Origin of the sequence: Desulfobaculum xiamenense (assembly GCF_011927665.1) — a bacterium.
Taxonomy (GTDB): Bacteria; Desulfobacterota; Desulfovibrionia; order Desulfovibrionales; family Desulfovibrionaceae; genus Desulfobaculum; species Desulfobaculum xiamenense.
This window is the reverse complement of record NZ_JAATJA010000001.1, coordinates 58,081-81,040: the sequence shown is the minus strand read 5'-3', so window position 1 is coordinate 81,040 and position 22,960 is coordinate 58,081. Positions and strand designations below refer to the sequence as shown.

Annotated in this window: 22 protein-coding genes; 13 read left to right on the top strand and 9 right to left on the bottom strand. The window is 64.9% G+C overall.

Annotated features, from left to right (window positions below; translation table 11 throughout):
- The 8 genes from GGQ74_RS00355 to GGQ74_RS00320 all read left to right on the top strand — a co-directional run bounded on the left by GGQ74_RS00355 (position 1) and on the right by GGQ74_RS00320 (position 7,628).
- Complete coding sequence (locus tag GGQ74_RS00355; RefSeq protein WP_167939569.1) at positions 1–1,050, top strand: hypothetical protein; 1,050 nt, start codon at positions 1–3, stop codon at positions 1,048–1,050.
- Positions 1,051–1,053: 3 nt separating this feature from the next.
- Positions 1,054–2,727: a hypothetical protein gene (locus GGQ74_RS00350; RefSeq protein WP_167939568.1), complete on the top strand. Its 1,674-nt coding sequence runs from the start codon at positions 1,054–1,056 to the stop codon at positions 2,725–2,727.
- Entirely contained in the window at positions 2,724–3,470 is a 747-nt protein-coding gene (locus GGQ74_RS00345) for a phage BR0599 family protein (protein ID WP_167939567.1), read from the top strand. Before GGQ74_RS00350 ends, GGQ74_RS00345 begins: the two co-directional genes overlap by 4 nt.
- A 9-nt stretch (positions 3,471–3,479) precedes the next feature.
- On the top strand, positions 3,480–3,713 hold the full coding sequence (locus GGQ74_RS00340; RefSeq protein ID WP_167939566.1) for a hypothetical protein: 234 nt from the start codon (positions 3,480–3,482) through the stop codon (positions 3,711–3,713).
- Positions 3,710–4,003, top strand: coding sequence for a hypothetical protein (locus tag GGQ74_RS00335; protein ID WP_167939499.1), 294 nt, complete (start codon positions 3,710–3,712; stop codon positions 4,001–4,003). Before GGQ74_RS00340 ends, GGQ74_RS00335 begins: the two co-directional genes overlap by 4 nt.
- Positions 4,004–6,781 carry a phage tail protein gene (locus GGQ74_RS00330; protein ID WP_167939565.1) on the top strand — a complete coding sequence of 926 codons (2,778 nt, stop codon included), beginning with the start codon at positions 4,004–4,006 and terminating at the stop codon, positions 6,779–6,781. It abuts the gene before it with no gap.
- A 108-nt stretch (positions 6,782–6,889) separates the two neighbouring features.
- Entirely contained in the window at positions 6,890–7,063 is a 174-nt protein-coding gene (locus GGQ74_RS00325) for an antitoxin VbhA family protein (RefSeq protein WP_167939564.1), read from the top strand.
- Complete coding sequence (locus GGQ74_RS00320; protein WP_167939563.1) at positions 7,041–7,628, top strand: Fic/DOC family protein; 588 nt, start codon at positions 7,041–7,043, stop codon at positions 7,626–7,628. Before GGQ74_RS00325 ends, GGQ74_RS00320 begins: the two co-directional genes overlap by 23 nt.
- 114 nt (positions 7,629–7,742) lie before the next feature.
- Here GGQ74_RS00320 and GGQ74_RS00315 read toward each other — a convergent pair whose 3' ends face one another.
- From GGQ74_RS00315 to GGQ74_RS00300, 4 genes are all read right to left on the bottom strand, one after another.
- Positions 7,743–8,339, bottom strand: a complete 597-nt coding sequence (locus tag GGQ74_RS00315) for a hypothetical protein (protein WP_167939562.1) — start codon at positions 8,337–8,339, stop codon at positions 7,743–7,745.
- Positions 8,340–8,384: 45 nt separating this feature from the next.
- Entirely contained in the window at positions 8,385–11,630 is a 3,246-nt protein-coding gene (locus tag GGQ74_RS00310; protein ID WP_167939561.1) for a tetratricopeptide repeat protein, read from the bottom strand.
- Positions 11,631–11,857: 227 nt separating this feature from the next.
- Positions 11,858–14,083 carry a TPR end-of-group domain-containing protein gene (locus GGQ74_RS00305; protein WP_167939560.1) on the bottom strand — a complete coding sequence of 742 codons (2,226 nt, stop codon included), beginning with the start codon at positions 14,081–14,083 and terminating at the stop codon, positions 11,858–11,860.
- A gap of 188 nt (positions 14,084–14,271) precedes the next feature.
- Positions 14,272–14,712, bottom strand: coding sequence for an XRE family transcriptional regulator (locus GGQ74_RS00300; protein WP_167939559.1), 441 nt, complete (start codon positions 14,710–14,712; stop codon positions 14,272–14,274).
- Between the two features lie 153 nt (positions 14,713–14,865).
- On the opposite strand from GGQ74_RS00300, the gene GGQ74_RS00295 reads away from it, so the two are divergent.
- The 4 genes from GGQ74_RS00295 (at position 14,866) to GGQ74_RS00280 (ending at position 16,775) form a co-directional block, all read left to right on the top strand.
- Positions 14,866–15,177 (top strand): helix-turn-helix domain-containing protein, encoded by a 312-nt coding sequence (locus GGQ74_RS00295; protein WP_167939558.1) that lies wholly within the window; start codon positions 14,866–14,868, stop codon positions 15,175–15,177.
- A 212-nt stretch (positions 15,178–15,389) separates the two neighbouring features.
- A complete protein-coding gene (locus GGQ74_RS00290) occupies positions 15,390–15,662 on the top strand; it encodes a hypothetical protein (protein WP_167939557.1) in 273 nt (90 codons plus the stop codon).
- 48 nt (positions 15,663–15,710) lie between these two features.
- Positions 15,711–16,088, top strand: coding sequence for a hypothetical protein (locus tag GGQ74_RS00285; RefSeq protein ID WP_167939556.1), 378 nt, complete (start codon positions 15,711–15,713; stop codon positions 16,086–16,088).
- Between the two features lie 219 nt (positions 16,089–16,307).
- Positions 16,308–16,775, top strand: coding sequence for a hypothetical protein (locus GGQ74_RS00280; protein ID WP_167939555.1), 468 nt, complete (start codon positions 16,308–16,310; stop codon positions 16,773–16,775).
- Here GGQ74_RS00280 and GGQ74_RS00275 read toward each other — a convergent pair.
- Both GGQ74_RS00275 and GGQ74_RS00270 read right to left on the bottom strand, forming a co-directional pair.
- Positions 16,759–18,045: a tyrosine-type recombinase/integrase gene (locus GGQ74_RS00275; RefSeq protein WP_167939554.1), complete on the bottom strand. Its 1,287-nt coding sequence runs from the start codon at positions 18,043–18,045 to the stop codon at positions 16,759–16,761. The two genes, GGQ74_RS00280 and GGQ74_RS00275, sit on opposite strands and share 17 nt — an antisense overlap.
- A gap of 579 nt (positions 18,046–18,624) precedes the next feature.
- Complete coding sequence (locus GGQ74_RS00270; protein ID WP_167939553.1) at positions 18,625–19,119, bottom strand: double zinc ribbon domain-containing protein; 495 nt, start codon at positions 19,117–19,119, stop codon at positions 18,625–18,627.
- A gap of 746 nt (positions 19,120–19,865) precedes the next feature.
- Between GGQ74_RS00270 and GGQ74_RS16550 the strand changes: the two genes are divergently transcribed.
- Positions 19,866–19,967 (top strand): Fic family protein, encoded by a 102-nt coding sequence (locus tag GGQ74_RS16550; protein WP_167939552.1) that lies wholly within the window; start codon positions 19,866–19,868, stop codon positions 19,965–19,967.
- 144 nt (positions 19,968–20,111) lie between these two features.
- On the opposite strand, the gene GGQ74_RS00260 is transcribed toward GGQ74_RS16550, so the two are convergent.
- From GGQ74_RS00260 to GGQ74_RS00250, 3 genes are all read right to left on the bottom strand, one after another.
- Positions 20,112–20,438: a hypothetical protein gene (locus tag GGQ74_RS00260; protein ID WP_167939551.1), complete on the bottom strand. Its 327-nt coding sequence runs from the start codon at positions 20,436–20,438 to the stop codon at positions 20,112–20,114.
- A gap of 727 nt (positions 20,439–21,165) precedes the next feature.
- A complete protein-coding gene (gene panF / locus GGQ74_RS00255; RefSeq protein ID WP_167939550.1) occupies positions 21,166–22,644 on the bottom strand; it encodes a sodium/pantothenate symporter in 1,479 nt (492 codons plus the stop codon).
- The gene (locus GGQ74_RS00250; RefSeq protein ID WP_167939549.1) at positions 22,641–22,958 is read right to left on the bottom strand and encodes a YhdT family protein; all 318 of its coding nucleotides are present in this window, start codon (positions 22,956–22,958) and stop codon (positions 22,641–22,643) included. The genes panF and GGQ74_RS00250 overlap by 4 nt, the downstream gene beginning before the upstream one ends.
- Positions 22,959–22,960 lie beyond the last annotated feature (2 nt).

Here is a 22,960-nt window from a genome sequence, read left to right as displayed (position 1 = left end):
ATGCCCTACGATTCCGGCACCGCCGCCAGCCAGCACGATTTTCTTGACCGCCTGCGCGTGTTCCTCGCCGCCAACGGCTGGACCGTGGACCTGTGGGCGGCCGACGCATCGAGCTACAGCACCTATCCCGGCAGTGCGTCCACCGAGGGCCAGCGCCTGCACGCGCACCTCGGCGGCACGCATCTGCATTTCCGCTCGGCCACGCGGGCCACGGTGTTCGGCTGGAGAGACACATATTTGAGTTCTGACATTGTTGATGGCGTCCGCCAGTATCGGTCGCAGTTCACGGGGCTGGCCTGCGCGGTGTCCACGGGGTTCGACGCGCAGGCCGCGTGGGACGCGCAGCCCGGTGTGCCGTTCAAGCCCGCAGGGACGCCAGACGAGACCAGCGGCTCCGCCCTGTGGCTCTCGGGCGCGCTGCCGGGCTATCGGATGTTTCTCGTCAACGAGCCGTTTCTGCTGGTGCTGGCGCTGGAGGTCAGCGTGGGCGTCTGGCGCTACCTGCTCCTTGCGGACATCGCGAAATATGGCGCGTGGGGCGGCGGGCTGTTCTGCGCGGGGCCCATCCCACAGACCGTGCTCTCCCTTCGCGACGCGAACCAACTGATGGATGCACAGATCAGCACGTCCTACGGCTACGGCGGCTGGTGCAGCGTACACGGGCGCGGCCTCTCGGACGGGGACTGGGCGGCCTTTGCGGCGTATCCGCAGTCCAAGGCCGGCGCGCTGTATCCCGTGCGCGTCGCGGTCAATCCGACGCGGGAGCTGGATTTCTATGCGTTCCCGCCGGACGTGCCGCTTTTGGCGTCCATGCCCAGCGGCTTCACGGGCATCGCGCCCATGGTGCCCATCCGTCTCGCGCTGTCGCACGGGGACGGCAACTGCTCGCTCATCGGCGAGATTCCGGGGCTGCGCCTGACGCGCATGGACGCCTTTATGCCCGGCGAGGTGGTCACGCTCTCGGGCGCGCGGCACATGGTGCTGCCGTGCTCCACCGTGGAGGCCGGGCGGTTCTGCCCGGCATTCGCCATCCCCTACGACGGAGACTAGCCCATGGCCACGCACTGCGGATTTCCGGCCGGGCGGCCGCTGCCCGGAGCGCCCCAGCAGACGACGCAGGCGCTGTGCCTGTGGTCCGGCGTCACGCCGGGCGGCGCGCCCACGCCGCGCGTGGACTCCGGCGCGGCGGTCTCGGCCCAGCCCACGGCTGCCGTGCCCACGACGCACGCGGGCGTTCGCGGATCGTCGTTTCTCGATGCGCTATACGGGCATATCCACATCGCTCCCGTGGACGTGGACTGCGGCAACATCGTGGCCGGGCAGTCCCACGCCGTTACCGTGTGGAACGCCCACGCCGTGCCCACGACCTGCGCGGCCATCGTCTCCAGCGGCGGGGACGAGTTTCGCCTCGTGGGCCCCGGTGCGCCGTTCACGATTCCGCCCATGGCCGAGGCCGTCTACGAGCTGGTGGTCCCGGCCGAGGGCGGCGCGGCCTTCACCGCCACGGTGGAGTGGGAATTCCCCGGCGCGACGCTGACCCTCACCGTCACCGGGCGGCGCATCGTGGTGTGGCCGTGGCGGCCGCAGGCGCAGATCGTGGAGTCGCTGGAATTTCTCACCTGCCTGCGCCACGCGCGCGACGGCTCCGAGACGCGCTCGGCCCTGCGCGTGGCCCCACGGCAGGGCTTCGAGTACGTGTGCCGCCTCACCGACGCGGCCGCACAGGCGCGGCTGGACGCGCGGGTGTGGAGCTGGCGCGCCCGCGCGTGGTGCGTGCCCGTGTGGTGGGAGATGCGCCAGAGCGCGCAGCCCGTGCGCACCGGGGACGTGGCCGTGCTGGTGGACACCGCCTGTGGCGACTTCCGCCCGGACGGGGTGGCCGTCCTGTGGGCCGGGGACGACGCCTGCGAGGCGGTGATGGTGACCGAGGTGTCGCCCGGCGCGCTTGCGCTGGGGCAGGCCGTGACGGGCGACTACCCGCGCGGCTGTCTGGTCCTGCCCGGACGCATGGCCACCATGCCCGACGACGTGCGACACACCGAGCGCGGCGCGGGCGTGCGCGACACCCTCGTGCGCTTCGCCGTGACGGACAACGCGGCCATCCCCGGCCACCAGCCGGAGGCGACCTACGAGGGCGTGGCCGTGCTGACCACGCCGCCGCTCATGCAGGGCGGCACGCTGTCGCGCACGGCGCACCGCGAGGTGGACGTGGTGGACTTCGACACCGGCCCCGCGCTCATGGACAGCGGCTGGCATCACGACCTGTGGGACTGTGCCCACCGCGTGCGGGCCGGTTCGCCCGCCGAGGTGTGGCGGCTGCGCCAGCTGGTCCACCACCTGCGCGGGCGGTTCGGCGTGGTGTGGATTCCCACGTGGAAGGACGACTTCATCCTTGTGGCCCCGGTGGGCGTGGACGGCGTGAATCTGCGGGTGCGGGCCGCAAACCACGCGGCCTACCGCCTTGACCCGCGCCGCGCGCATCTGGCCGTCATCGACGCGGCGCGCGGAACGATCATCGCCCTACGCCGCATCACGGGCGTGGCCGAGGGTGCGCCCGGAGAGGAGATCGTGTCTCTGGATGCGGGCTGCGGGCGCGAGCTGACGCCCGAGGCCGTGCGCATTTGCTACCTCACCCAAAACCGCCTTTCCGCCGACCGCGTGGAGATCACCCACCACCGCGCGGGCGTGGCCGAGGCGGTGCTCGCCTTCTCGGGAGTCGCCTCATGATCGAGCTGTACAGATTCGTCTGCGGCGCGAGCCGCTGGCTCTACACCAGCGCGGACGCGCCGGTGACGCACGACGGGGAAACCTACCTGCCCGCGCCGCTGGAACGCGGCGACATCCGCCGCACCGCCGACGCCACGCAGGCGCAGATCGAGATCGAGGCGGCGCACTCGCTGCCGCTGGCCCGGCAGTTCGTGGCCGCACCGCCGCCCGGACGCATCCTCGCCGAGGTGCTGCGCGGCGAGGGCGAGACCTACGCGGTGGTCTGGACCGGCGTGGTGGGCGGCGTGCAGTTCGACGGGCTGACCTGTCGCATCGCCTGCGCCACCCACGCCGACGGACTGGAGGGCGGCGGCGCGGCGCGGAGGCTGACGCGCGGCTGCTCCCACGCGCTGTACGGTGCGGGGTGCGGCGTCTCACGCGCGGGGTGGAAGCTCTCCGCCGTGGTCGCGGCGGTGGAGGGCGCGGTGCTGCGCGCCCCGGAATTCGCCACGCGGCCGGACGGCTGGCTCACCGGCGGCGAACTGGCGGCCGGGGACCAGCGCCGCATGATCGTGGCCCACGCGGGCGAGGCCGTGACCCTGACCGGCGGCATTCCCGGACTCAAGCCCGGCGCTGGCGTCAGCGCCTGCGCCGGGTGCGACCACACGCTGGCCACCTGCCGGGACAAATTCCACAACACAGTGAAATTCGGCGGCTTTCCGTGGCTGCCGCAGACCAACCCCTTCACGGGGTCCGTCGTCTAGGAGGTCCGCATGTGGGAATGGATCGCGATGGCGGCGCTGTCCGTCATCAGCTACGTGGCGCGGCCCAAGCCGCCCAAGCCGAACGTGCAAAACGCCAAGGCTGCGGGCATCGCGGATCTCGACATCCCCGTGGCCGAGGAAGGCCGAAGCGTCCCCGTGGTGTTCGGACGGGTGATCATCACCTCGCCCTCGGTGGTCTGGTTCGGCGACCTCAAGACCAAGGCCATCAGGAGGAAGACATGAGCATGAGCAACAGGCCGGACGCCGCCCCACGGCCCGAGGACGTGCAGGTCACGCTGCGGCACATGCGACACATGCGCTACTGCATGCGCGGGGTGCGGGCGTTTTTCGCGGCGCGGGGCTGGGGCTGGGCGGACTTTCGCGAGCACGGGCGCACGGCGGCGGACTTCCTCGCCGATGGTGACGCCATGGCCGTCGCCGTGGCGCACGCGGCCATGGCCGAGGCTCGGGAGCGCTGGCTGACGGCGTGGCGCGCGTGGTGCGCGCGGCAACTTCCACGGGAGGGGAACTAGATGGGCGGCGGCGGAAAAGGCGGCGGTGGCTCCACCACCTACACCGCAGGGTACTGGTACGGCCTTGGCATGCACATGGTGCTGTGCCACGGCGTCATCGACGCGGTGACGCGCATCATCGTGGGCGAGCGCGTGGCGTGGCAGGGGCGCAGCGGTGCCGGGCGCGTCCATATCGACGCCCCGGACCTGCTGGGCGGCGAGGAGCGCGAAGGCGGCGTGGTGGGAGACGTGGACGTGGCGACCGGCACGGCGGACCAGCCGCCAAACGACTATTTGCAGGCGTGGTGCGGGACCGTGCCCGCCGACTGCGTGGGCAAGCCCCCTGCCGAAGTTCCGGAGGCGGTGCGCGCGCTGGCGCGGGCGTGGGGCGCAAGCGACAGCCAGCCCCTGCCCGCGACCCTCGGCCCGGTGCCCGCCTTTCGCGGCGTGGCTGCGCTCATTCTGCGCGCGCCGTGGCTTTCCGCCATGTCGAGCTACATCAAGCCGTGGTGGGTGGAGGTGGAGCGCATCCCGCGCGGGTGGTATGCCGCCCGCGCCGCCATCGGCCAGCACGGCGACGCCAACCCCGCCCACATCATCCGCGAGTGCCTGACCGACCGCGTGTGGGGCCGGGGCTTCTGGCCGGAGCAGATCGACGACGCGAGCTTCACGGCCGCCGCCGACGCACTGACCGCCGAGGGCTTCGGCCTGTCCTGCCTGTGGGACGGGAACGGCTCGGTGGCCGGATTCGTGGACGAGGTGCTGCGCCACATCGACGCCACCCTGCGCGAGGACGCGTCCGGACGCCAGCAGTTGGTGCTCGTGCGCGACGACTACGACCCCGACACCCTGCCCGAGTACGGGCCGGAAACCATCGAGAGCGTGACCGACTTCTCGCGCCCGGCGTGGGGCGGCGTGCCCACGCGGGCCACGCTGTCCTACACGGAGCGCGAACTGGGCAAGACCGCCACGGTGACCGCCCACGACATCGCGGCCGAGGCCATGCAGGGGCGCGGCGAACCCATGGACCTGTCCTTCCCCTTCATCACGGACCCGGAACTGGCCGCGCGCGTGGCATCGCGCGAGCTACGGCAGGCCGTGTCCATGCTGGCTCAGGCCACCGTCACCGGCGGCGAGGCGCTGGCCACCCTGCGCCAGGGCGACGTGTTCGCGCTGCGCTGGCCGCTGCTTGGCGTCGAGCGCATGGTGGTGCGCGTGGTGGAGAGCACCCATGGCCGCCTGCGTTCGGGCGAGGTGCGCCTGCGCGTGGTGCAGGACGTGTTCGCGGCCACCAGCGCCGTCTACGGCGCGCAGGTCTCGGGCTGGGCGGACCCCGTGTCCCCGCCGCAGGCCGCGCCGGAGCGGTTGCTGGTGGAACTGCCCTACTACGAGATCGTGCGCCGCGTGGCCAGCGAGCAGTGGCTGGCCGTGCTGGCCAAGGCCGAGGAACTGGACCCCGAGGCGGGCTATCTGCTGGCGCTGGCCAGACGCCCCACCGGCGACGCCACGGGCTACGCCATCGAGGCACGGGCGGCGGGCATGGAATTCGAGGCTGCCGGGCATGGCACCTTCGCGGAGACGGACAGCCTGACCGAGGCCGTGGGCGTTGTGGACGCCGTGCTGCCGCTGGCCGGGGCGCTGGACGCCGACGCGCTGGACCTGCCGTGCCTCGCCTATCTGGACGGCGAGATCGTGGAGCTGCTGGAGCTGACGGCCGAGGGCGCACGGGTGCACCGGGGCGTCATCGACACCGTGCCGCAGCCGCACGAGCCGGGGGCGCGCCTGTGGGTGCCCGTGGCCGACGGCGGGGACGGCGTGGTCAGCCGCGAGTGGACCGCCGGGGAGGAAATCGAGGCGCGGTGCCTGCCGCTGACCGGGCACGGACGCCTCGACGCGGCCAGCGCCCCGGTGGACGCACTGGCCATGAACGCCCGCGCGGCGCGGCCCCTGCCGCCGGGACGCCTGCGCATCTGCGATCAGGCGCATCCCGCGACCATCACCGGCGAACTGACCGTGAGCTGGGCGCACCGCGACCGCATGCAGCAGACCGCCACGCCCGTGCCGCAGGACGCCGGGGACATCGGACCCGAGCCGGGCACGCGCTACGTGCTGGAGATACACGGCGACGGCGGCGCGCTGCGCAGGCGCGTGGAGGGCGAGGCCTGGGCGCTGCCCGTGGTCAACGGCAACGCCGAGGCCGGGAACCTGTCCGGCTGGAGCGTGGACGCGGGAGCGGTGGAGGTGCGCAGCGCGAACCCTGCGCCAGCCGAGGGCGACGCGTGCTTCGCGCTGGCGGCCGGGGCGGCGATGCATCAGGACGTGGAACTGGCCGGGGCCGGGGTGCGCCTCGCCGCCGTGGACGCCGGGCTGGCGGAGGTCGGCGTGGCGTGGCGGCAGGCGGCGGACGACGGCGCGAGCGCCGGGACCGTGGCCGTGGCCGCCCTCGCCGCCGACGGGTCCGAACTGGCGCAGTTGGCCGCTGCGGCGGTGTCCGTCCCCGCCGGGACGTGGCAACCGCGCACGCTGACCCTCGCCCTGCCCGCCGGGACGCGGCGCGTGCGCGTGTGCGTGCGCTGCGACAGCGGCGCGGGCGCGAGCGCATTCGACGGCGTGCAGGCACAGGCCGCCGCCAGCGCCATGCTGGGCAACCGCTACACCTACGCCGAGGCCGTCGAGCGCGCCGACTCCGGCGGGACGCTCAACGCCGAACTGCACGTGACCCTGTGGAGCGAGCGCGACGGCTACGACAGTTGGCAGCGGCAGCAGTGGACGGGACGCCGCGAAGGGGGGACGACGTGAGGCGGGACGTTTGCCTTTCTGCTGCGGTTTGCGTATCATGCAGGCATGAAGATCAGGATGACAACGACGATCACCACGATCAAACGGCCCAGAACCCGGACAGAGATCATGACGTGGCGCTTGCGCAATGCCATGGCCTCGCTGGAAATCGAAGGCCTTGCCCTGACCGACGAGGAGCGCGCCGTCTTCGAGGAGTGCATCCGCGAGGAGTGCTCCGACACGCAACTGGCGGACAGACTGAGGGAGCGTTTCCCGAACTATGATAACGCGCTACTCGCTTGACGACGCCTACACCTACGCCGACTCCCCGGTCCTGAAAAACAAGGCCAATCACACGACGCAAGAGGCGCTCGACAAGTTCGAGCGCCTTTCCACTGCCCTGCGCCAGATACAGGACCTGCCCGAAGGCGGCTTCGACTATCCCCACCTCAAGGCGCTGCACCGCCACCTGTTTCAGGACGTGTACGACTGGGCGGGCGAGGAACGCAACATCCCCATCAGCAAAGGCTCGACGCCCTTCGCCAATCCCCGCTGCATCCACGGCTGCGTCACGGCCCTGCTGGCACAACTGGCCCGCGAGAACCACCTGCAAGGCCTCGCCCCCGAGGACTTCGCCAAACGCGCCGCCCACTACATGCTGGAGCTGAACATGCTCCACCCCTTCCGCGAGGGCAACGGGCGCACCTGCCGCTCTTTCCTCTCCCTGCTGGCGCAGAACGCCGGATTCGACATCGACATGACGCAGCTTCGCGCCGGCTGGCTGGACGCCTGCATCGAGGGCGTGAACGGCTCCGAGGAGCCGATGCAGGACGTCATCGTCCGCGCGCTGGTGGTGCTGGAGGGGTAGAAGGCGAATGTTTTTCTGGAAGATGAAGGCCCCCGGCGCAGGTGTGCGCGGGGGGCCTTTTGTGTGCGGTGTGGGGGTGGGGCTGATGGGCCACGGGAAATGGCCGTGCACCTGTCAGGCGCAGTTGTGCTTGGCGTGGGCGAGGTGGTCGTGCATCGAGGGGGCGATATGGATGACATGGCGTTGGGAGGTGACCCGTTGGGCTTCCTGTGCGCGAATAGCCTGCCCTGCGAAGTATGCGCCAGCTCCGAAGAGGCAGAAGCTGCAGAGCCAGAAGAATGCCGTGACCCACAGCACTCGCCTTTCCTTTGTGCATCGGGTCCGTTCATGCGCCAGATACGCATCGAGTCTCTCACCGTTTCGGTTCGAGCGGATATACTGCATATACAATTTATGACTGGTCTGCTGTGTCGCACGAAAGTACGCCTGACAGACCCACATCAGGCCGGCATTGGCGGTAGCGCAAAGGGCGCTTGCCACGAAGAACCCCAAGGGGAGACACAGGTTGACGCTGAATGACGCGTGTGTTGCGTTGCCCCGGAACAGCGGCCCCATGAACGCCAACATTGCCGCCGCACCGCCACCGCTCAGCAGAAGAATCGCCCGGCTGGCACCCTGCCCTGCCGTTATCGCGGACTTGAACAGCTCCAGTTCCCATTGCCTAAGATGTTCGATTTCACTCGCCGTATCCTGATCATAGCCATTGGTCATGAGGGAGACTCCATCTAAAACTCGACAGTGAGCATGGGGGTGGTGTCAGTTGGCATCGGGCGTGTCCGGAAAGGAGACGGTTTCGCCGTGGCCGGCCTCGATGCGGCGGCGCTTTGCCACGAGGTCCTTGAACCACTGCTCGCCGCGCACGGAATTGAACACGGAATTCGTGGCGAGGTGCTCGGCTGTGGGCGTGGCGTTCAGATCGAAGTTGCGTTCAAGCCAGCGGCGGCAGTCCTCGCCGTGCCCACGCAGGGCGGCCACGCAGGCCAGATTGTAGGCGCCCATGCCGGGGGTAATGGCTTCGGCCTGCGCAAGCCTCTGCTCTGCTTCGTCAAACAGGCGCTGGCGCTCCTTCCCGGCGGGGGAGACCATGGCCCAGCACATGAGGGTGTTGCCCCAGTTGGAAAAGGCCTCGGCACAGTCCGGGCGGTGCGTCGTCGCGGCCTCGTATTTCTCACAGGCCAAGGCGAAGCGTTCGGCCTGCTCATTCTTGTCTGTGGAGACTGTGGCCCAGTTCGCGAGGGCAAGGCCCCAGTTGTTGAAGGCCTTGGCATCGTCGGGCCGGAGGCGCGTTGCAGTCTCGTCTTTCTCACAAGCCGACTTGAAGCGTTCGGTCTGGTCCTTGCCCGTGGAGAGCTTGGCCCACTCCGCGAGGGCGGCACCCCAGTTGAAAAAGGCATCGGCATAGTTCGGGCGGTGCGTTGTTGCGGCCTCGTATTTCTCACAGGCCAAGGCCAAGCGTTCGGTCTTTTTTTCGGCCGGGGAGACTGTGGCCCAGTCCGCGAGGGCGAGGCCCCAGTTGTTGAAGGCCTCGGCATCGTTCGGGCGGTGCGTTGTCGCGGCCTCGTATTGCTCACAGGCCAAGGCGAAGCGTTCGGCCTGCTCCTTGCCCGTGGAGAGCTTGGCCCAGTTCGCGAGGGCAGCACCCCAGTTGAAAAAAGCATCGGCATAGTCCGGGCGGTGCGTCGTTGCGGCCTCGTATTTCTCACAGGCCGACTTGAAGCGTTCGGCCTGCTCCTTGCCCGTGGAGAGCTTGGCCCACTCCGTGAGGGCCGCGCCCCAGTTGGAAAAGGCCTCGGCATAGTTCGGGCGGTGCGTCGTAGCAGCCTCGCATTTCTCGCAGGCCAAGGCAAAGCGTTCGGCCTGTTCTTCGGCCGGGGAGACCGTGGCCCAGGTCATGAGGGCGTTGCCCCAGTTGGAAAAGGCCTTGGCATAGTCCGGGCGGTGCGTCGTTGCGGTCTTGTATTTCTCACAGGCCAAGGCGAAGCGTTCGGCCTGTTCTTCGGCCGGGGAGACCATGGCCCAGTCCGCGAGGGCGGCGCCCCAGTTGTTGAAGGCCTCGGCTAAGTCGGGGCGATGCGTCGTTGCGGTCTCGTATTTCTCACAGGCCAAGGCGAAGCGTTCGGCCTGTTTTTCGGCCGGGGAGAGCTTGGCCCAGTCCGAGAGGGCGTCGCCCCAGTTGCAAAAGGCCTCGGCATAGTTCGGGCGGTGCGTCGTCGCGGTCTCGTTTTTCTCACAGGCCAAGGCCAAGCGTTCGGCCTGTTCTTCGGCCGGGGAGACCGTGGCCCAGGTCATGAGGGCGTTGCCCCAGTTGAAATAGGCCTCGGCATAGTCGGGCCGGAGGCGCGTCGCGGTCTCGTATTTCTCGCAGGCCAGGGCGAAGTATTCGGCCTGTTTTTCGGCCGGGGAGAGCTTGGCCCACTCCGCGAGGGTAGCGCCCCAGTTGAAAAAGGCCTCGGCATAGTCCGGGCGATGCGTCGTCGCGGCCTCGTATTTCTCACAGGCCGACTTGAAGCTTTCGGCCTGCTCCTTGCCCGTGGAGAGCTTGGCCCACTCCATGAGGGCGTTGCCCCAGTTTGAAAAGGCCTCGGCACAGTTCGGGCGGAGTGTCGTCGCGGCCTCGTATTTCTCACAGGCCGACTTGAAGCGTTCGGTCTGCTCCTTGCCCGTGGAGAGCTTGGCCCACTCCGCGAGGGTAGCACCCCAGTTGGAAAAGGCCTCGGCACAGTTCGGGCGGTGTGTCGTCGCGGCCTCGTATTTCTCACAGGCCGACTTGAAGCGTTCGGTCTGCTCCTTGCCCGTGGAGAGCCTGGCCCACTCCATGAGGGCGTTGCCCCAGTTTGAAAAGGCATCGGCAAAGTCGGACCGGAGGCGCGTTGCAGCCTCGCATTTCTCGCAGGCCAAGGCAAAGCGTTCGGCCTGCTCCTTGCCCGTGGAGAGCTCGGCCCAGTTCGCGAGGGCGTTGCCCCAGTTGTAAAAGGCCTCGGCATAGTCCGGGCGATGCGTCGTCGCGGCCTCGTATTTCTCACAGGCCGACTTGAAGCGTTCGGCCTGCTCCTTGCCCGTGGAGAGCTTGGCCAACTCCGTGAGGGCAGCACCCCAGTTGTTAAAGGCCTCGGCACAGTCGGACCGGAGGCGCGTTGCGGTCTCGTATTTCTCACAGGCCGACTTGAAGCGTTCGGCCTGCTCCTTGCCCGTGGAGAGCGTGGCCCAGTCCGCGAGGGCGAGGCCCCAGTTGTTGAAAGCCGGGGCGCATTGTTCGTCGATATCCGTGACGCGCTCGTAATGCGTGGCGGCCTTGGCGAGCCACTGCGCGGCGTGTGTCGGCTCTGCCTTGACCATCTCCTGGGCGCAGTAGGCAAGACGGAAGTGGGCGTTGGGGTCGTCCGGGGTTTCGGCGGCAAGGGTCTCCCAGCGGACGAGGGCGGCGGCCCAGTCCTTGCAGGATTCGGCCTGCAGAGCCTTGGCTGTGAGGCGTTTGATGAAGGGCGCAGATTCGTCTGCGGCGACGGCGTCCACCTCTTCCCTGCGCACGTCGTTCCACACGATGTTTTCGGGTGAGGTGTTGCGGGCGAGTTCGCCTATGATGTCCGCATTCTGTTTCGCCTCCTTCAGCAATCCCTCAATGCGCTTGACGTCCTTCTCGCTACTCCTACGCAGGGCCTCCTGCTCCTCTCGCGCCGTACTGCTTAGTTTCTCGAAGTCACGACGCATCTGGCCAAACTGTGTGTTGATGCCGGTCATGGCGGCATTCCATTCGTTTTTGGCGGCATCCAGTTGTGTTTTGGACTGCTCCTTGAACCCGCAAAAGAATGCGACAGCAAGCAGAGCCGCCAGAACACCGCCGATGCTCACGACAAGGCTTACGTTCGAAATCAGCGATTCCGCGTGATTCGTGGTGGACTGCGCCCAGCGGATGACGTCGTCGTCGGAATAGTCCTGCGTGTGGCTGAGCCTGTCCCGCAGGGTGCCCAGTTGCTCCTCCAGCCGCGCAATCCGGTTGGCCATTCGGCCTTGTTCGTCCTGCACGGTCTGCGCGTCCTTTCGCTGTTCCGAGAGACCTCGGACGCGTTCTTCCAGCCTCTGCAGTCTGTCGTTCACCTCCGCCTGAGTACGCGCTAGCTCGTCGGGCAGGGGACGAGGCGGAAAGGCGCGTGCACGGTCCGCCGCATACGAGAGGGCAGCGAATGCCATCGCCATCAGGATCAGGGCCACTGTTAGCGTGCGGATGCGCGTCACGACTGCTTTTCTCCAATGTTTTCGTTATCTGCGCCCTCGATGCGGCGGCGCTTTGCCACGAGGTCCTTGAACCACTGCTCGCCGCGCACGGAGTCGAGGTCGGAATCCGTGGCGAGGCGCTCGGCTGGGGGAGTGGCCTTCAGCTCGAAGTTGCGTTCGAGCCAGCGGCGGCAGTCCTCGCCCTGCCCACGCATGGCGGCCACGCAGGCCCGATTGTAGGCACCCATGCCGGGGGTAATGGCTTCGGCCTGCGCAAGCCTCTGCTCTACTTCGTCAAACAGGCGCTGGCGCTCCTCCTCGATCGTGGAGAGCTTGGCCCAGTTCGCGAGGGCGTTGCCCCAGTTGGAAAAGGCCTCGGCACAGTTCGGGCGGTGCGTCGTCGCGGCCTTGTATTTCTCACAGGCCAAGGCGAAGCGTTCGGCCTGTTTTTCGGCCGGGGAGACTGTGGCCCAGTTCGCGAGGGCGGCACCCCAGTTGAAAAAGGCCTCGGCGAAGTTGGACAGGAGGCGCGTTGCGGTCTCGTATTTCTTACAGGCCAGAGCGAAGCGTTCGGCCTGCTCCTTGCCCGTGGAGAGCTTGGCCCAGTCCGCGAGGGTAGTACCCCAGTTGGAAAAGGCCTCGGCAAAGTCCGGGCGGTGCGTCGTTGCCTCCTTGAATTTTCCACAGGCCGACTTGAAGCGTTCGGTCTGCTCATTCTTGTCTGTGGAGAGCTTGGCCCAGTCCATGAGGGCGTTGCCCCAGTTGAAATAGGCCGTGGCATAGTTCGGACGGTGCGTCGTCGCAGCCGCGTATTTCTCACAGGCCGACTTGAAGCGTTCGGTCTGTTCCGTGCCCGTGGAGAGCTTGGCCCAGTCCGAGAGGGTAGCACCCCAGTTGGAAAAGGCCTCGGCAAAGTTCGGACGGTGCGTCGTTGCGGTCTTGTATTTCTCACAGGCCAGAGCGAAGCGTTCGGCCTGTTCCTTGCCCGTGGAGACCATGGCCCAGTCCGTGAGGGCAAGGCCCCAGTTGAAAAAGGCCTCGGCAGAGTCCGGGCGGTGCGTCGTCGCGGCCTTGTATTTCTCACAGGCCAAGGCGAAGCGTTCGGCCTGTTCTTCGGCCGGGGAGACTATGGCCCAGTTCGCGAGGGCAAGGCCCCAGTTGGAAAAGGCCTCGGCAAAGTTCGGGCGGTGCGTCGTTGCAGCCTCGCATTTCTCGCAGGCAAGGGCCAAGCGCTTGGCCTGCTCATTCTTGTCTGTGGAGAGCTTGGCCAACTCCGCAAGGGCGGCACCCCAGTTGGAGTAGGCCACATGCTTCGCATCCGACAACTCGATCAAGAACTGGCTCTGGTCAATCATCCTGTTCACAATGTCGGGCCGTTCAGAAGGATCGTTCTGGCTTTTCAACCGCATGCCCAAGCAATACACCAAGCGATGTCTGGCCGGTGCATTGAGCGGCAACTCCTGCACGACAAGGCTCCACAACCGGCTAGCGTTTGCCCAGTCCTGCGTTTCCTCCGACAGGATGGCCCGCGCCTTGAGACGAACGACAAGCGGTTGGGATTCGTCACAGGCGATGGCTTTCGCTTCGGCCTTGTCCTTTGGGGTGAGGTCGAGCTTTTTTTGCGCATCTGTGGCACCGGCAAGCAGTTCATCAATTTTCTGTGAGCTATTGCGCGCATTGTCGCAAAGGGAGCACGCGTCTTGCGCCGCTTTGGCCGCACGCATGCATGCGGCGTTGATCTGGACAAGCGTCTTCTGCGCAACGTGAGCAATGCGCATTGCCTCATCACTCGAAGACTTGACCTCGCTGCAATGCTGCCTGGCACCTTCCACTTCGTTCTTCATCTGCGCCTTGAGCGCGCAAAACCGCATATACGTGAAGACGCCCCCACCAGTGGCAATGAGGCCCAGGATGCCGAGTATGACGAGCATCAGATTGAGGCGGTTACCCTCATTTGCAAGAATAGCCTCCACCATCTTCCCGCTCTGCTCCAGCTGGGTGCTCCAGCTGCCGTCGAGCTTGCGCGGTAGCTCGTTCAGGCGTTGTTCGAGGGCGTCGAGTTCGGCCTTGAGTTCCGCCGTGCGCGCAGTGAGGTCCTGCTGCGCTGAAGGGGGCGCGGATGGCGCGGGGTGGAGTGCGCCGTGCGGCGTCGCCGGGCTTTGGGTGGCGCGGCCTTGAACGCAGGGGAAAAGCAGCAGCGCCGCAAGGGCGATGGCGACCGAAAGCGTCTTGAATGTGGGCATGCGGTCTGTCCGTGATGAGGATGAATGGTTCTCGCCGCAAACATCGGCGCGCGCAACATATGCGCAAATTCTGTATTGCCTCGTCTATTCACTCGGCCAAAAATAATCCCCGACGCTGCCGTCGGGGCGATGAACCTTTAGGTGTGCCGCCCCCCTCCCCCCGCACGATCCGCCGCCGTGGACAAGAATCAGTCGTTGGCGGACTGCGCGAGGTCGGGGTGGGGCGCGGCGTCGGCGTCCGCCGAGGCGACCAGCTTCGTGAGCGCCGCGCAGATCACCTCGTCCGGCGCGTTGGCCGCACGGAGCAGACGGTCCAGCGTCTCCATACGCTGCACCAGCGCGTCGGGCTGCGGCGCGGCGGGCTGCCCGCCATCCGCGAGCACGTCCTCCGGCCGGGCCTGCGCCTCGCCCTCCCGATACAGAAGCCACCGCGCCGAAAGGCCAAGCCTGCGCCCGATGATCTCCAGATCGTCCGCGCTGGGACGCTGGCCGCCCGCCCACGCGCGGACCTTGCCCACCCCGACGCCGAGGTAGGTCGCCGCGCGGTTCAGGCTATACGCCGTGCCATTTTCCGCAAGATGTCCTGAAATTTTATCCTTAATAAATTCAAACTGTTCGGACCAATCCATGACAAAACCTGCGGAGTTTGTGTAAAATTTAACTTGAAACCGTGTGAAATTTCTCTTAATTCTGCTCTCCAACAGATCGGTAAACATTCAAGCCGGATATGGCCTCACCGCACGCGACGCCACGCATCCGGAACGCAATGGAGAGTTCGATCAATGATTAATCAAACCGCACCACACGGTCAAGACCAACAATTCCGGGCATTTCTGCTGCGGCGCTGGCTGCGCGAACACGGCTATGACGGCCGCGCGCTGGCGCGGCGGCTGCACGTCAGCCCTTCGCGGGTGTCGCAGATCATCCTGCGCGGCGCCTGCCCCCGCCGACACATCGAGACCCTCGCCGCCATCGGCGTGCCTGCGGACCTGCTGCCGCTGCCCAGCCCCGAACGGCCCGGTCCGCAAAAGGGCTGGCTGGAGCGACGGCTGGAACGCGCCCGGCGCGAGGACGACCACACGTCCGAGGCCTAGGCCCGGCCGCGACGGCCTGCGAAATTTCGCAGGGCAACCACGCCGGGCAGCGCCCATGTTCCCTTGCATCCCCCTTCCCTTCTCTCCCTCCTTGCAGGCCAGCGCGGCCGTGGGTCAGGCCGCGACGCGCCTTCCGGCGCGGTCCGGCGCGCGGGCGGCCGGGAACGTTCCCACCGCCCGCAACCGGCGAACCGTCAGCCATGGAGCCTGCCATGCAGCGCCACGATCCGCCTCCGACCATCGACGACTACGCCGCACGCATCCTCGACCTCATGGAGCGCATGGCCGCGCATCCCGAGGCCACGGCCGGGGACGGGCGCATGCTGGAGGTGGCCGCCATCGGCGTACGGCAGGTGGCGCGGCGCGTGCGAGAGCGCCGCGAGACGCCCCGCCGGACGCGCATCACCCGCGAACTGGACGCCTTCGAGCCGGACGCCATGGAACCGGACCAGCGCGAACGCCAGCTGCCCGTGGGCGACAGGTGAGCGCACCCCGAACACATCACGAAATTCACACACATCACGGAGGACATCATGAACGCCATCGACACCGGGATTTCCACCGCCAGCGCCACCACGGGAGCCGGGAGCGCACACGCCATGCCCGAGGAAAACCGCCCGCGCACCGCCACCGTCACCGCCGAGGACCTCGACGCGCTGGTCGCGGGGAACGAGGGGCGCTGCCTGCGCGTGCGCGTGCGGACGCTGAACATCGAGAACCGCGAGAGCGTGGCGGACTTCACCGTGCGCGGGAGCGAGGGACTGGCGCGGCTGATGGTGGACCTTGGCGGCTGCGGGCACCGGGTGACGGCGCTGGTCCGCCTCGACGCGCCGGTCTGCCCGCTCATCGGCCCGGACGGCTACGCGCGCACGCCCGGCCACCCCGACAACCCCGCCGAGGTGGCCCGGTGACGCCCGAGGTGCGCGACGTCCTCGCGCTGGCCATCATCTGCGGAGCACTGCCCGTGGTGGCGGCCTGCGCGGCGCGTCTGCGCGCGCGGCGGGTGGGAAGGCAATGGAAAAGAGAAAAGCCTCTGGTGGCAGCCAGAGGCCTGGGGAAATAGGCGACCACACAAGCCCCCGGCACTCGCGCCCTCGTCATCTGTGGCGCGGCGCGGGAGGCAGTGTTTCATGATACAACAGACCGGCCTGCGTGGCCGAGGAGAACACACGATGATCATGAACCGGAATCAGGAATTGGCCAAAACGTGCGTCGAAGTCTACACACGCGTGAACAGGCGATACCTCGACGCATGCCTGCGCGCCATCGAGGAGCACAGGCCGTTGCCGGCATATGAGAATGTGCTGCTTGATGGGGACGTGTGGGCTGACGTGTTCAATGTTCCGGCACCGCGGCTGACGTATCTGGCACCGCTGCTGGCCACCCTGCCTCCGCTCGTGCCCAGGGCGCAGATCGGCAAAAGATACCTCGAAGGCATCATCTCCGCCGCTGCCGTCCGGCGCGATCAGGACCGGCACAGGGGACCGAGAATCCATCTCAAGGGCGAAGGCAAGATCGGCGTCATGTACCCGGCGCCGTTCCTCATCGAGTACCTCGAACAGCGGCGGGTGAAGGCCTATGTCAACGAGCAGCTTTGAAATCCAGAATCTTCGCCCGCTGCGCGGCACGCGCGACGGCCTCGCGCTTGAAGGACTCGACCAGCGGGAGGTAGCAGCGAGACGTCGTCGTGATGTCCGCATGGCCCATCTGCAACTGGAGATTGCGCAAATCCATGCCCGCCGCCAGCATCCGAACGGCGAAGCTCGCGCGGAGAGTCTTGAAGGTCACGAACAGGCGCTTGTCAGCTATCCCCTCGTTCAGGCCAACGCGCTCCGCAACACGGGCAAAACCCCGCGTGATGCTGTCGGGATTGCGATACGAACCATCCCGACCGGGAAACAGCCAATCGCCAGGCATCTCCAGTCGGCGCTCGACAACGGGCGCAAGCTCATCGGACCAGTCCACAACCCGATTCGCGCCGGTCTTCGTGTCCAGAACCTTGAAGGACCGACCAAGAAGCGACACATGCTCCCGGCGAAGACTCAATATCTCCTCGCGCCGCATCCCCGTGTGCCACGCAATCGCCTGCGCGTCATACTGGTCGATGCTGTACGCCATGGACGCGGATTGCAGACGCTGAAACTCGTCCTCAAACAGCACGCGCAGGGTGCGGTTGTCCACACGCGGCAGAGAGACGCCCACCGAAAAACGATTGAACGCGGCGGGATTCTCGCCGCTGAACAGCCGAAGCTCCGGATGGTCGCAATCGTAGGGCGTGGCGGTGGCAAAGTTGAAAACCTCGCGCACAAGGGCAATGACGTTCAGGATCGTCGCGGGGGCAAGGCGCTCGGCCCGGCCTCGCTGCGGTGCCTTGTCCTCCAGAACGCCCTTGAGTGCATTCACGCGGGCCGACGTTACATCCGACATCCGCAAACGCCCCAGCTCGGGACAGACGTGAAGGCGAAGCGTGCGCTCGTCGTCTCGCCATGTGCGCTTGTTGCGCTTCGCCCACTCCAGATAGCGCGCCGAAACATCATCGAACGTCACGGCGGCCACACGCGCGGCGAACTCGCGCTGCTCGCGCTCGGCACGCTCGGCGTCGCGACGGCGAGCCGACTCCTCGCGCATCAAGGCGAGGGATTGGGGACCGTCGCCCGTGCGCAGGTTGCGGCGGATCTTCGCCATCAGCTCCTGGCAGTATTCGAGCGTGGCGCCCTCGCTGGCCCAACCCACGCCCTCCTCGACCACGCGCCCAGCGCTGCGGTAGCGAAGGATGTAATACCTGTCAGCATAGCGCCCATGGCGGCGCTCTGCATGCTCACGATAGCAAATACCCGGAATGCCCGTAGGAATGCGCTTCGATCTCATTGTCCCACGCCCCGCTTCTCTGTCCCACATGTGTCCCACACCATAGGGGATAGCTACGCACCGTTACGCGGCAAGTCAACACATACAGGCACTGCGAAACTCAACGACGACAATGTAAAACACTTCTGCGCACACTCTGCATCGGTTTTCGTAATCAGCAGGTCCGGAGTTCAAATCTCCGCGCTGGCTCCAGAGAATACAAGGGTTTACGGGAATCTCCCGTGAACCCTTTTTTTGTGCGGAACATTTTGTGGAACATTTTAAACTCCCCCGTGTTCGTGCTGGCAGGGGTAATTTAGCTGTAAGCACGGATGAATTGGCATTGGGTTGCGGTTGATTTGGCACTTGGAGCGGAGGTGATTCGTTGACGGTGTTGGAGTGTTGATGGTGGGATGGTGGTTGATTTTGGTGGGATATTGAAGCGGCGCGGATCGTTTGGTCAGCGCCGCTTTTATTTAGCAGATGTACAATTGGATGCTTTGGGTTGAATAAGGATCAGTACACGCGGACCTTCGGCAGCGGACGCGATCACTTCGTCATCATTCGAGACAGCCTCCGAGCACATGGCTGCGCAATAATTCATGATTCCGCGGATGCTTCAAAGGTGAACTGCGACGTTTCAGAACCGGGATACTGCTCCGGCTCTACTGCCTTGCCGCAAAAACAGCAGACTTTGGCCTTGCGCTTGATGAGCTCAGCGCAGTGCGGGCACTCTCTGCGGCCTTGCTCCCATTCTTCGCGAGCGCGGACAGCGTCGGCCTTGGCCTTGACTTCTTTCATGCTGTGCTCGCATACGGGACAGTATTTAAACGTGGTTGGAAGATTGGCACCACAATTGGTGCATATCACCATGCTTACTGGGTCGATTTTTGTGATGGAAAGTTTGGGCAAACAGGCAAGAACGGCAAGCTGGACAAGTCCAACTACAAGGACTCCATAGACGCCCAAGAAAAGGATCGCCATGCAGCACGTCACAAAAGTTTCAAAGAACCAGCCTACAACATGTCTTTTTTTTACCCCTGCAATGAGCGCCGCAAAAATACAAATCACCATCATACATACGAAAGTCGGCATAAAAACCTCCCAATGCGTATTTGCTAGCATATTTTTTAATTATATCCAATATCTCAGAACTGCTACATCAACGAAGCAGGTACGCCTTGATCTTGTTATTTCCGCACAGAACAAGACCCGCCCGCAATTTTAAAAAATTGTAGACAACCTCGGCACAGTAAAAAAATGGAAAAGTCATCCAAACGCAAAGACGTTTTGGCAAAGCGTTCAAGCCCGCCGGAGCCGTAGCGTCCGGAGCGATGTCGGGCCTTGTGATACAGATTGGAGTCTTGGACCGCGAGCTCGGCGTATCGGGTCCGGCGGGAGTGGAAAAACAAGACGAGGCGTGACAGACTGGACGCGGTGGCCCTATGGCCGGCGGAAATCTGGCTCAGCCTTAGCCCTCCGGCAGGAGCCCATCACTGAACCAAAATAATGTTCTCCGCCGGGGCTGTGGCCGCCGCCTTGCGGCTGGAGTCAAGGATACGGTGAAGGCCGCATGCGAAGGGGTAAGACTGGTAGATGTGGTAGATAACAACCATCTTACACAAAGCGCATAGAGATCACGAAGGGGCTTGGCGGCGTTTATTTTTTCCACTACGGTTCCCGTTTCATCCGAGCATGAAAATCAGAGAATCGACCACGTTCGTCACAATCAAGCACCCCATGCCCCGACCGAAATCACAGCGTGGCGCTAGCGCAATGCCATAGCGTCACTTGAAATAGAGAGTCTTGCCCTGAACGGCAAAGAGCGAGCCACCCACTACATGCAGGAACTGAACAGGCTCCATACCTTCCGCGAGGGCAATGGACGCACCGTCAAGTTCTCTCCCTGCTGGCGCAGAACGCCGGATTCGACATCAGCGTGATGCAGCTTCGCAACGGCTGGCTGGGCGCCTGCATCGAGGGCGCGACCGGCTCCGAGGAGCCGATGCAGTGCGTCATCGCCCGGGAGCTGGCGGTGCGGGGGGCAAGCAAAATGCGATGCGACGGTTTTCCTTCGACAGAGGAAACTAATTTGAAATAGCCTCTATCAATGTCCAGACCTCAAACGTCTCTCCGACAGGACGGATTTTCACTATGCCACTAAATATCTTTGTATCAACCACATAAACCCTCAATCCGCCTTTAAGCACGAAGACGAGCTTGCTATCAATAAGCTTCTGAAGAGCCACGTCGTCTCTTGCAACAGCGTATTCCACAGCCTTATCCAACCACGCCTCCGAAACAGAAGCCAGATAGCCTGACTTTGTGGTTCTTATATCTTGCGCAAAGGTTGGAGAGCTCCATACGACAAGGACACAAAGGCACAAAAAAGCAAATACCACCTTCTTAAGCATCGCACCACTCCTTTCATACTGAGATCCTAACACTCACGGGTGCCGCCCCGGGGCAGACGTCGTCACCAAGCCCTCTGCCCCACGTCAGGAAACGTCATCACAGGACTACTTTGAACCGTTAAACAAACATCCGCACTAACTGATCAAAACGATCAGTTTTCCATATCAACCAGACACAGAAAAACATGTTCATTCAGAATAAAGGCCTACACACGTCAAAACTCAAACTATTGCACAAGTTAGCCCACGCAAAGACACATCGACATACCACACACAGGCTATCTCGCATTGGATACACCATCAGCCTCTTGAGAAAGACCTTTCAAACGAGAAACGCACCGGGCCAAGCTAGGCAAATTCGCAACCGCCCGGCCGATATCCCAAAAATCATTAACATTTGTCATACACAATCAAATGATGCCTACGATCATAAAAAGGCACACCGGAGACACTTCATCCCGAACCACGCAGATACGAACGCGAAGGAAGGCACTCCACGACATCTGCATTCTCTCAAAAAAAGGAAAAACCCGCCACAACCGCCAGAAGCATCTCTTACGCTCCTAACGATCATGGCGGGTTCATACTCTTTGTCGAAACTCGCGCACGTTCACAGGGTTCAACCTGCTACCGCAGCATCATGTATGATCAGTTCATATGCTTTTCTCGGGGAACTTTCGGAGAAAGCCTTGGCATTCAACAGTCTCTACCCCGATGATAATCGCCCCTACTCTCCCCAGAAGAGCCGGGTCACGCGTGGTTCGGGTGGATTTCCGGCGTAGACGCCGACCACGAAGGCCGCCAGTGCGACGAGCGTTGTCGGGACGATGGCGTGGACGCCGCCCATGTTGGGCTTGATGAGAGTGAGCGCCACGAAGGTGCCCACGCCCGCCACGATGGACGCCACGGCTCCTGCGGCGTTGGCGCGCTTCCAGTACAGGCCGAGGATGATGGGCCACAGGAAGACCGCCTCCAGCCCGCCGAAGGCGAAGAGGTTGATCCACACCAGCAGGTCCGGCGGCTCGATGGCCGCGACGAAGACCAGAAGGCCGATGACGCCCGTGGAAATGAGGCTCATCTTCTTGAGGCTTACAGGCGTCATCTGCGACGCGTCGCCGCCGAGCCGATAGTGGATATAGAGGTCCTTGATGATCGCCGCGGACACGAGCAGCAGCATGGAGTCCACGGTGGACATGATGGCCGCCAGCGGTCCCGCGATGAACACGCCCGCCCAAAACGGCGACAGCAGGTCCACGATGAGCGTCGGCATGGCGAGGTCGCCCGCCGGAAGATCGGGGATGACGGCCCGCCCCAGCGCTCCGGCGAGATGGGCACACAGGATCATGAAGCCGATGATGAGCGTGCCGACGACCATGGCATCATGCATAGCGCGGGAATCGCGGTAGGCCATGCACTTCTGCGTGGTCTGGGGCAGGCCAAGAATGCCAAGGCCCACCAGCACCCAGAAGGACAGGATGAACGGCTGCGGAACGGCGTTCTTCGGCCCTGTGGGGGTGATGAGTCCTGGGTCGATGCTCTTGAGCGTGGCGATGCACTTCTCCATGCCGCCACCGGCATTGACCACGGCCACCAGCACCACGACCACCGCAATGACCATGACGATGCCCTGAATGGCGTCCGTCACGACCACGGCGCGGAAACCGCCCACAGCCGTGTAAAGCACCACGGAAAAGCCGAAGAGCACCAGCCCGACGATGTAGGGATAGCCGGTCACCGCCTGGAACAGCCGCGCCCCACCGATGAACTGCGCCAGCATGGCCGCCATGAAGAACACGAGCAGCGCCACGGAGCACAGGATGACCACGGCGTCGCTCTCGAAGCGGGCGCGCAGAAAGTCCGTGAGCGTCACGGAGCGCGTGCGGCGCGAAATCATGGCGAAGCGCTTGCCGAGCACGCCGATCGTGAGAAATGTGGTGGGCACCTGAATCATGGCGAGCAGCACCCAGCTCAAGCCGAGGCGATAGGCCACGCCCGGACCGCCCACGAAGCTGCTGGCGCTGGTGTAGCTGGCGATGATGGTCATAGCCAGCACGAAGCCGCCCATGGAGCGGCCGCCGATGAAATAGTCCTCGATGAAGCCCTGCGAGGAGTCGCTATCCGCCTTGTTACGCGCCCAGAAGGCGACCGCGAAGGACAGCGCCAGATACACAACGACGGGGATGAGGGTCAGAACATGCTCGTTCATGCGCGGTCCTCCCCGTCAGTGGCGGTAACTTCGTCTTCGGGGCTCTCGCCGGGCTCGTCGTCCAGCGGCATGGCGCGGAAGAAGAGACGGACCACGATCCACAGCAGGATCGTGACAAGCGGATAGCCGAGAATGCAGCTGTAGAAGAACCACGCGGGCAGCCCCAGCAGGTAGGTGTACTGTTCGGGATCGGTGTCGCCCATGCCATAGGCGCAGACGTACCACCACACGAAGTACAGGCCATATATGCCGAGAGCGAAAAGCGCCTCCCGGTTGGCCTGCGCGTGGCGCCAATCCCGCGACTTTCTATTCATGA

Excerpts from the sequence above, each read along its gene's own strand:
- GGQ74_RS00355 (WP_167939569.1), top strand. The coding sequence starts at position 1 with ATGCCCTACGATTCCGGCACCGCCGCCAGCCAGCACGATTTTCTTGAC.
- GGQ74_RS00350 (WP_167939568.1), top strand. The coding sequence starts at position 1,054 with ATGGCCACGCACTGCGGATTTCCGGCCGGGCGGCCGCTGCCCGGAGCG.
- GGQ74_RS00345 (WP_167939567.1), top strand. The coding sequence starts at position 2,724 with ATGATCGAGCTGTACAGATTCGTCTGCGGCGCGAGCCGCTGGCTCTAC.
- GGQ74_RS00340 (WP_167939566.1), top strand. The coding sequence starts at position 3,480 with ATGTGGGAATGGATCGCGATGGCGGCGCTGTCCGTCATCAGCTACGTG.
- GGQ74_RS00335 (WP_167939499.1), top strand. The coding sequence starts at position 3,710 with ATGAGCATGAGCAACAGGCCGGACGCCGCCCCACGGCCCGAGGACGTG.
- GGQ74_RS00330 (WP_167939565.1), top strand. The coding sequence starts at position 4,004 with ATGGGCGGCGGCGGAAAAGGCGGCGGTGGCTCCACCACCTACACCGCA.
- GGQ74_RS00325 (WP_167939564.1), top strand. The coding sequence starts at position 6,890 with ATGACGTGGCGCTTGCGCAATGCCATGGCCTCGCTGGAAATCGAAGGC.
- GGQ74_RS00320 (WP_167939563.1), top strand. The coding sequence starts at position 7,041 with ATGATAACGCGCTACTCGCTTGACGACGCCTACACCTACGCCGACTCC.
- GGQ74_RS00315 (WP_167939562.1), bottom strand. The coding sequence starts at position 8,339 with ATGACCAATGGCTATGATCAGGATACGGCGAGTGAAATCGAACATCTT.
- GGQ74_RS00310 (WP_167939561.1), bottom strand. The coding sequence starts at position 11,630 with ATGGCCAACCGGATTGCGCGGCTGGAGGAGCAACTGGGCACCCTGCGG.
- GGQ74_RS00305 (WP_167939560.1), bottom strand. The coding sequence starts at position 14,083 with ATGCCCACATTCAAGACGCTTTCGGTCGCCATCGCCCTTGCGGCGCTG.
- GGQ74_RS00300 (WP_167939559.1), bottom strand. The coding sequence starts at position 14,712 with ATGGATTGGTCCGAACAGTTTGAATTTATTAAGGATAAAATTTCAGGA.
- GGQ74_RS00295 (WP_167939558.1), top strand. The coding sequence starts at position 14,866 with ATGATTAATCAAACCGCACCACACGGTCAAGACCAACAATTCCGGGCA.
- GGQ74_RS00290 (WP_167939557.1), top strand. The coding sequence starts at position 15,390 with ATGCAGCGCCACGATCCGCCTCCGACCATCGACGACTACGCCGCACGC.
- GGQ74_RS00285 (WP_167939556.1), top strand. The coding sequence starts at position 15,711 with ATGAACGCCATCGACACCGGGATTTCCACCGCCAGCGCCACCACGGGA.
- GGQ74_RS00280 (WP_167939555.1), top strand. The coding sequence starts at position 16,308 with ATGATACAACAGACCGGCCTGCGTGGCCGAGGAGAACACACGATGATC.
- GGQ74_RS00275 (WP_167939554.1), bottom strand. The coding sequence starts at position 18,045 with ATGAGATCGAAGCGCATTCCTACGGGCATTCCGGGTATTTGCTATCGT.
- GGQ74_RS00270 (WP_167939553.1), bottom strand. The coding sequence starts at position 19,119 with ATGCCGACTTTCGTATGTATGATGGTGATTTGTATTTTTGCGGCGCTC.
- GGQ74_RS16550 (WP_167939552.1), top strand. The coding sequence starts at position 19,866 with ATGCAGGAACTGAACAGGCTCCATACCTTCCGCGAGGGCAATGGACGC.
- GGQ74_RS00260 (WP_167939551.1), bottom strand. The coding sequence starts at position 20,438 with ATGCTTAAGAAGGTGGTATTTGCTTTTTTGTGCCTTTGTGTCCTTGTC.
- panF (WP_167939550.1), bottom strand. The coding sequence starts at position 22,644 with ATGAACGAGCATGTTCTGACCCTCATCCCCGTCGTTGTGTATCTGGCG.
- GGQ74_RS00250 (WP_167939549.1), bottom strand. The coding sequence starts at position 22,958 with ATGAATAGAAAGTCGCGGGATTGGCGCCACGCGCAGGCCAACCGGGAG.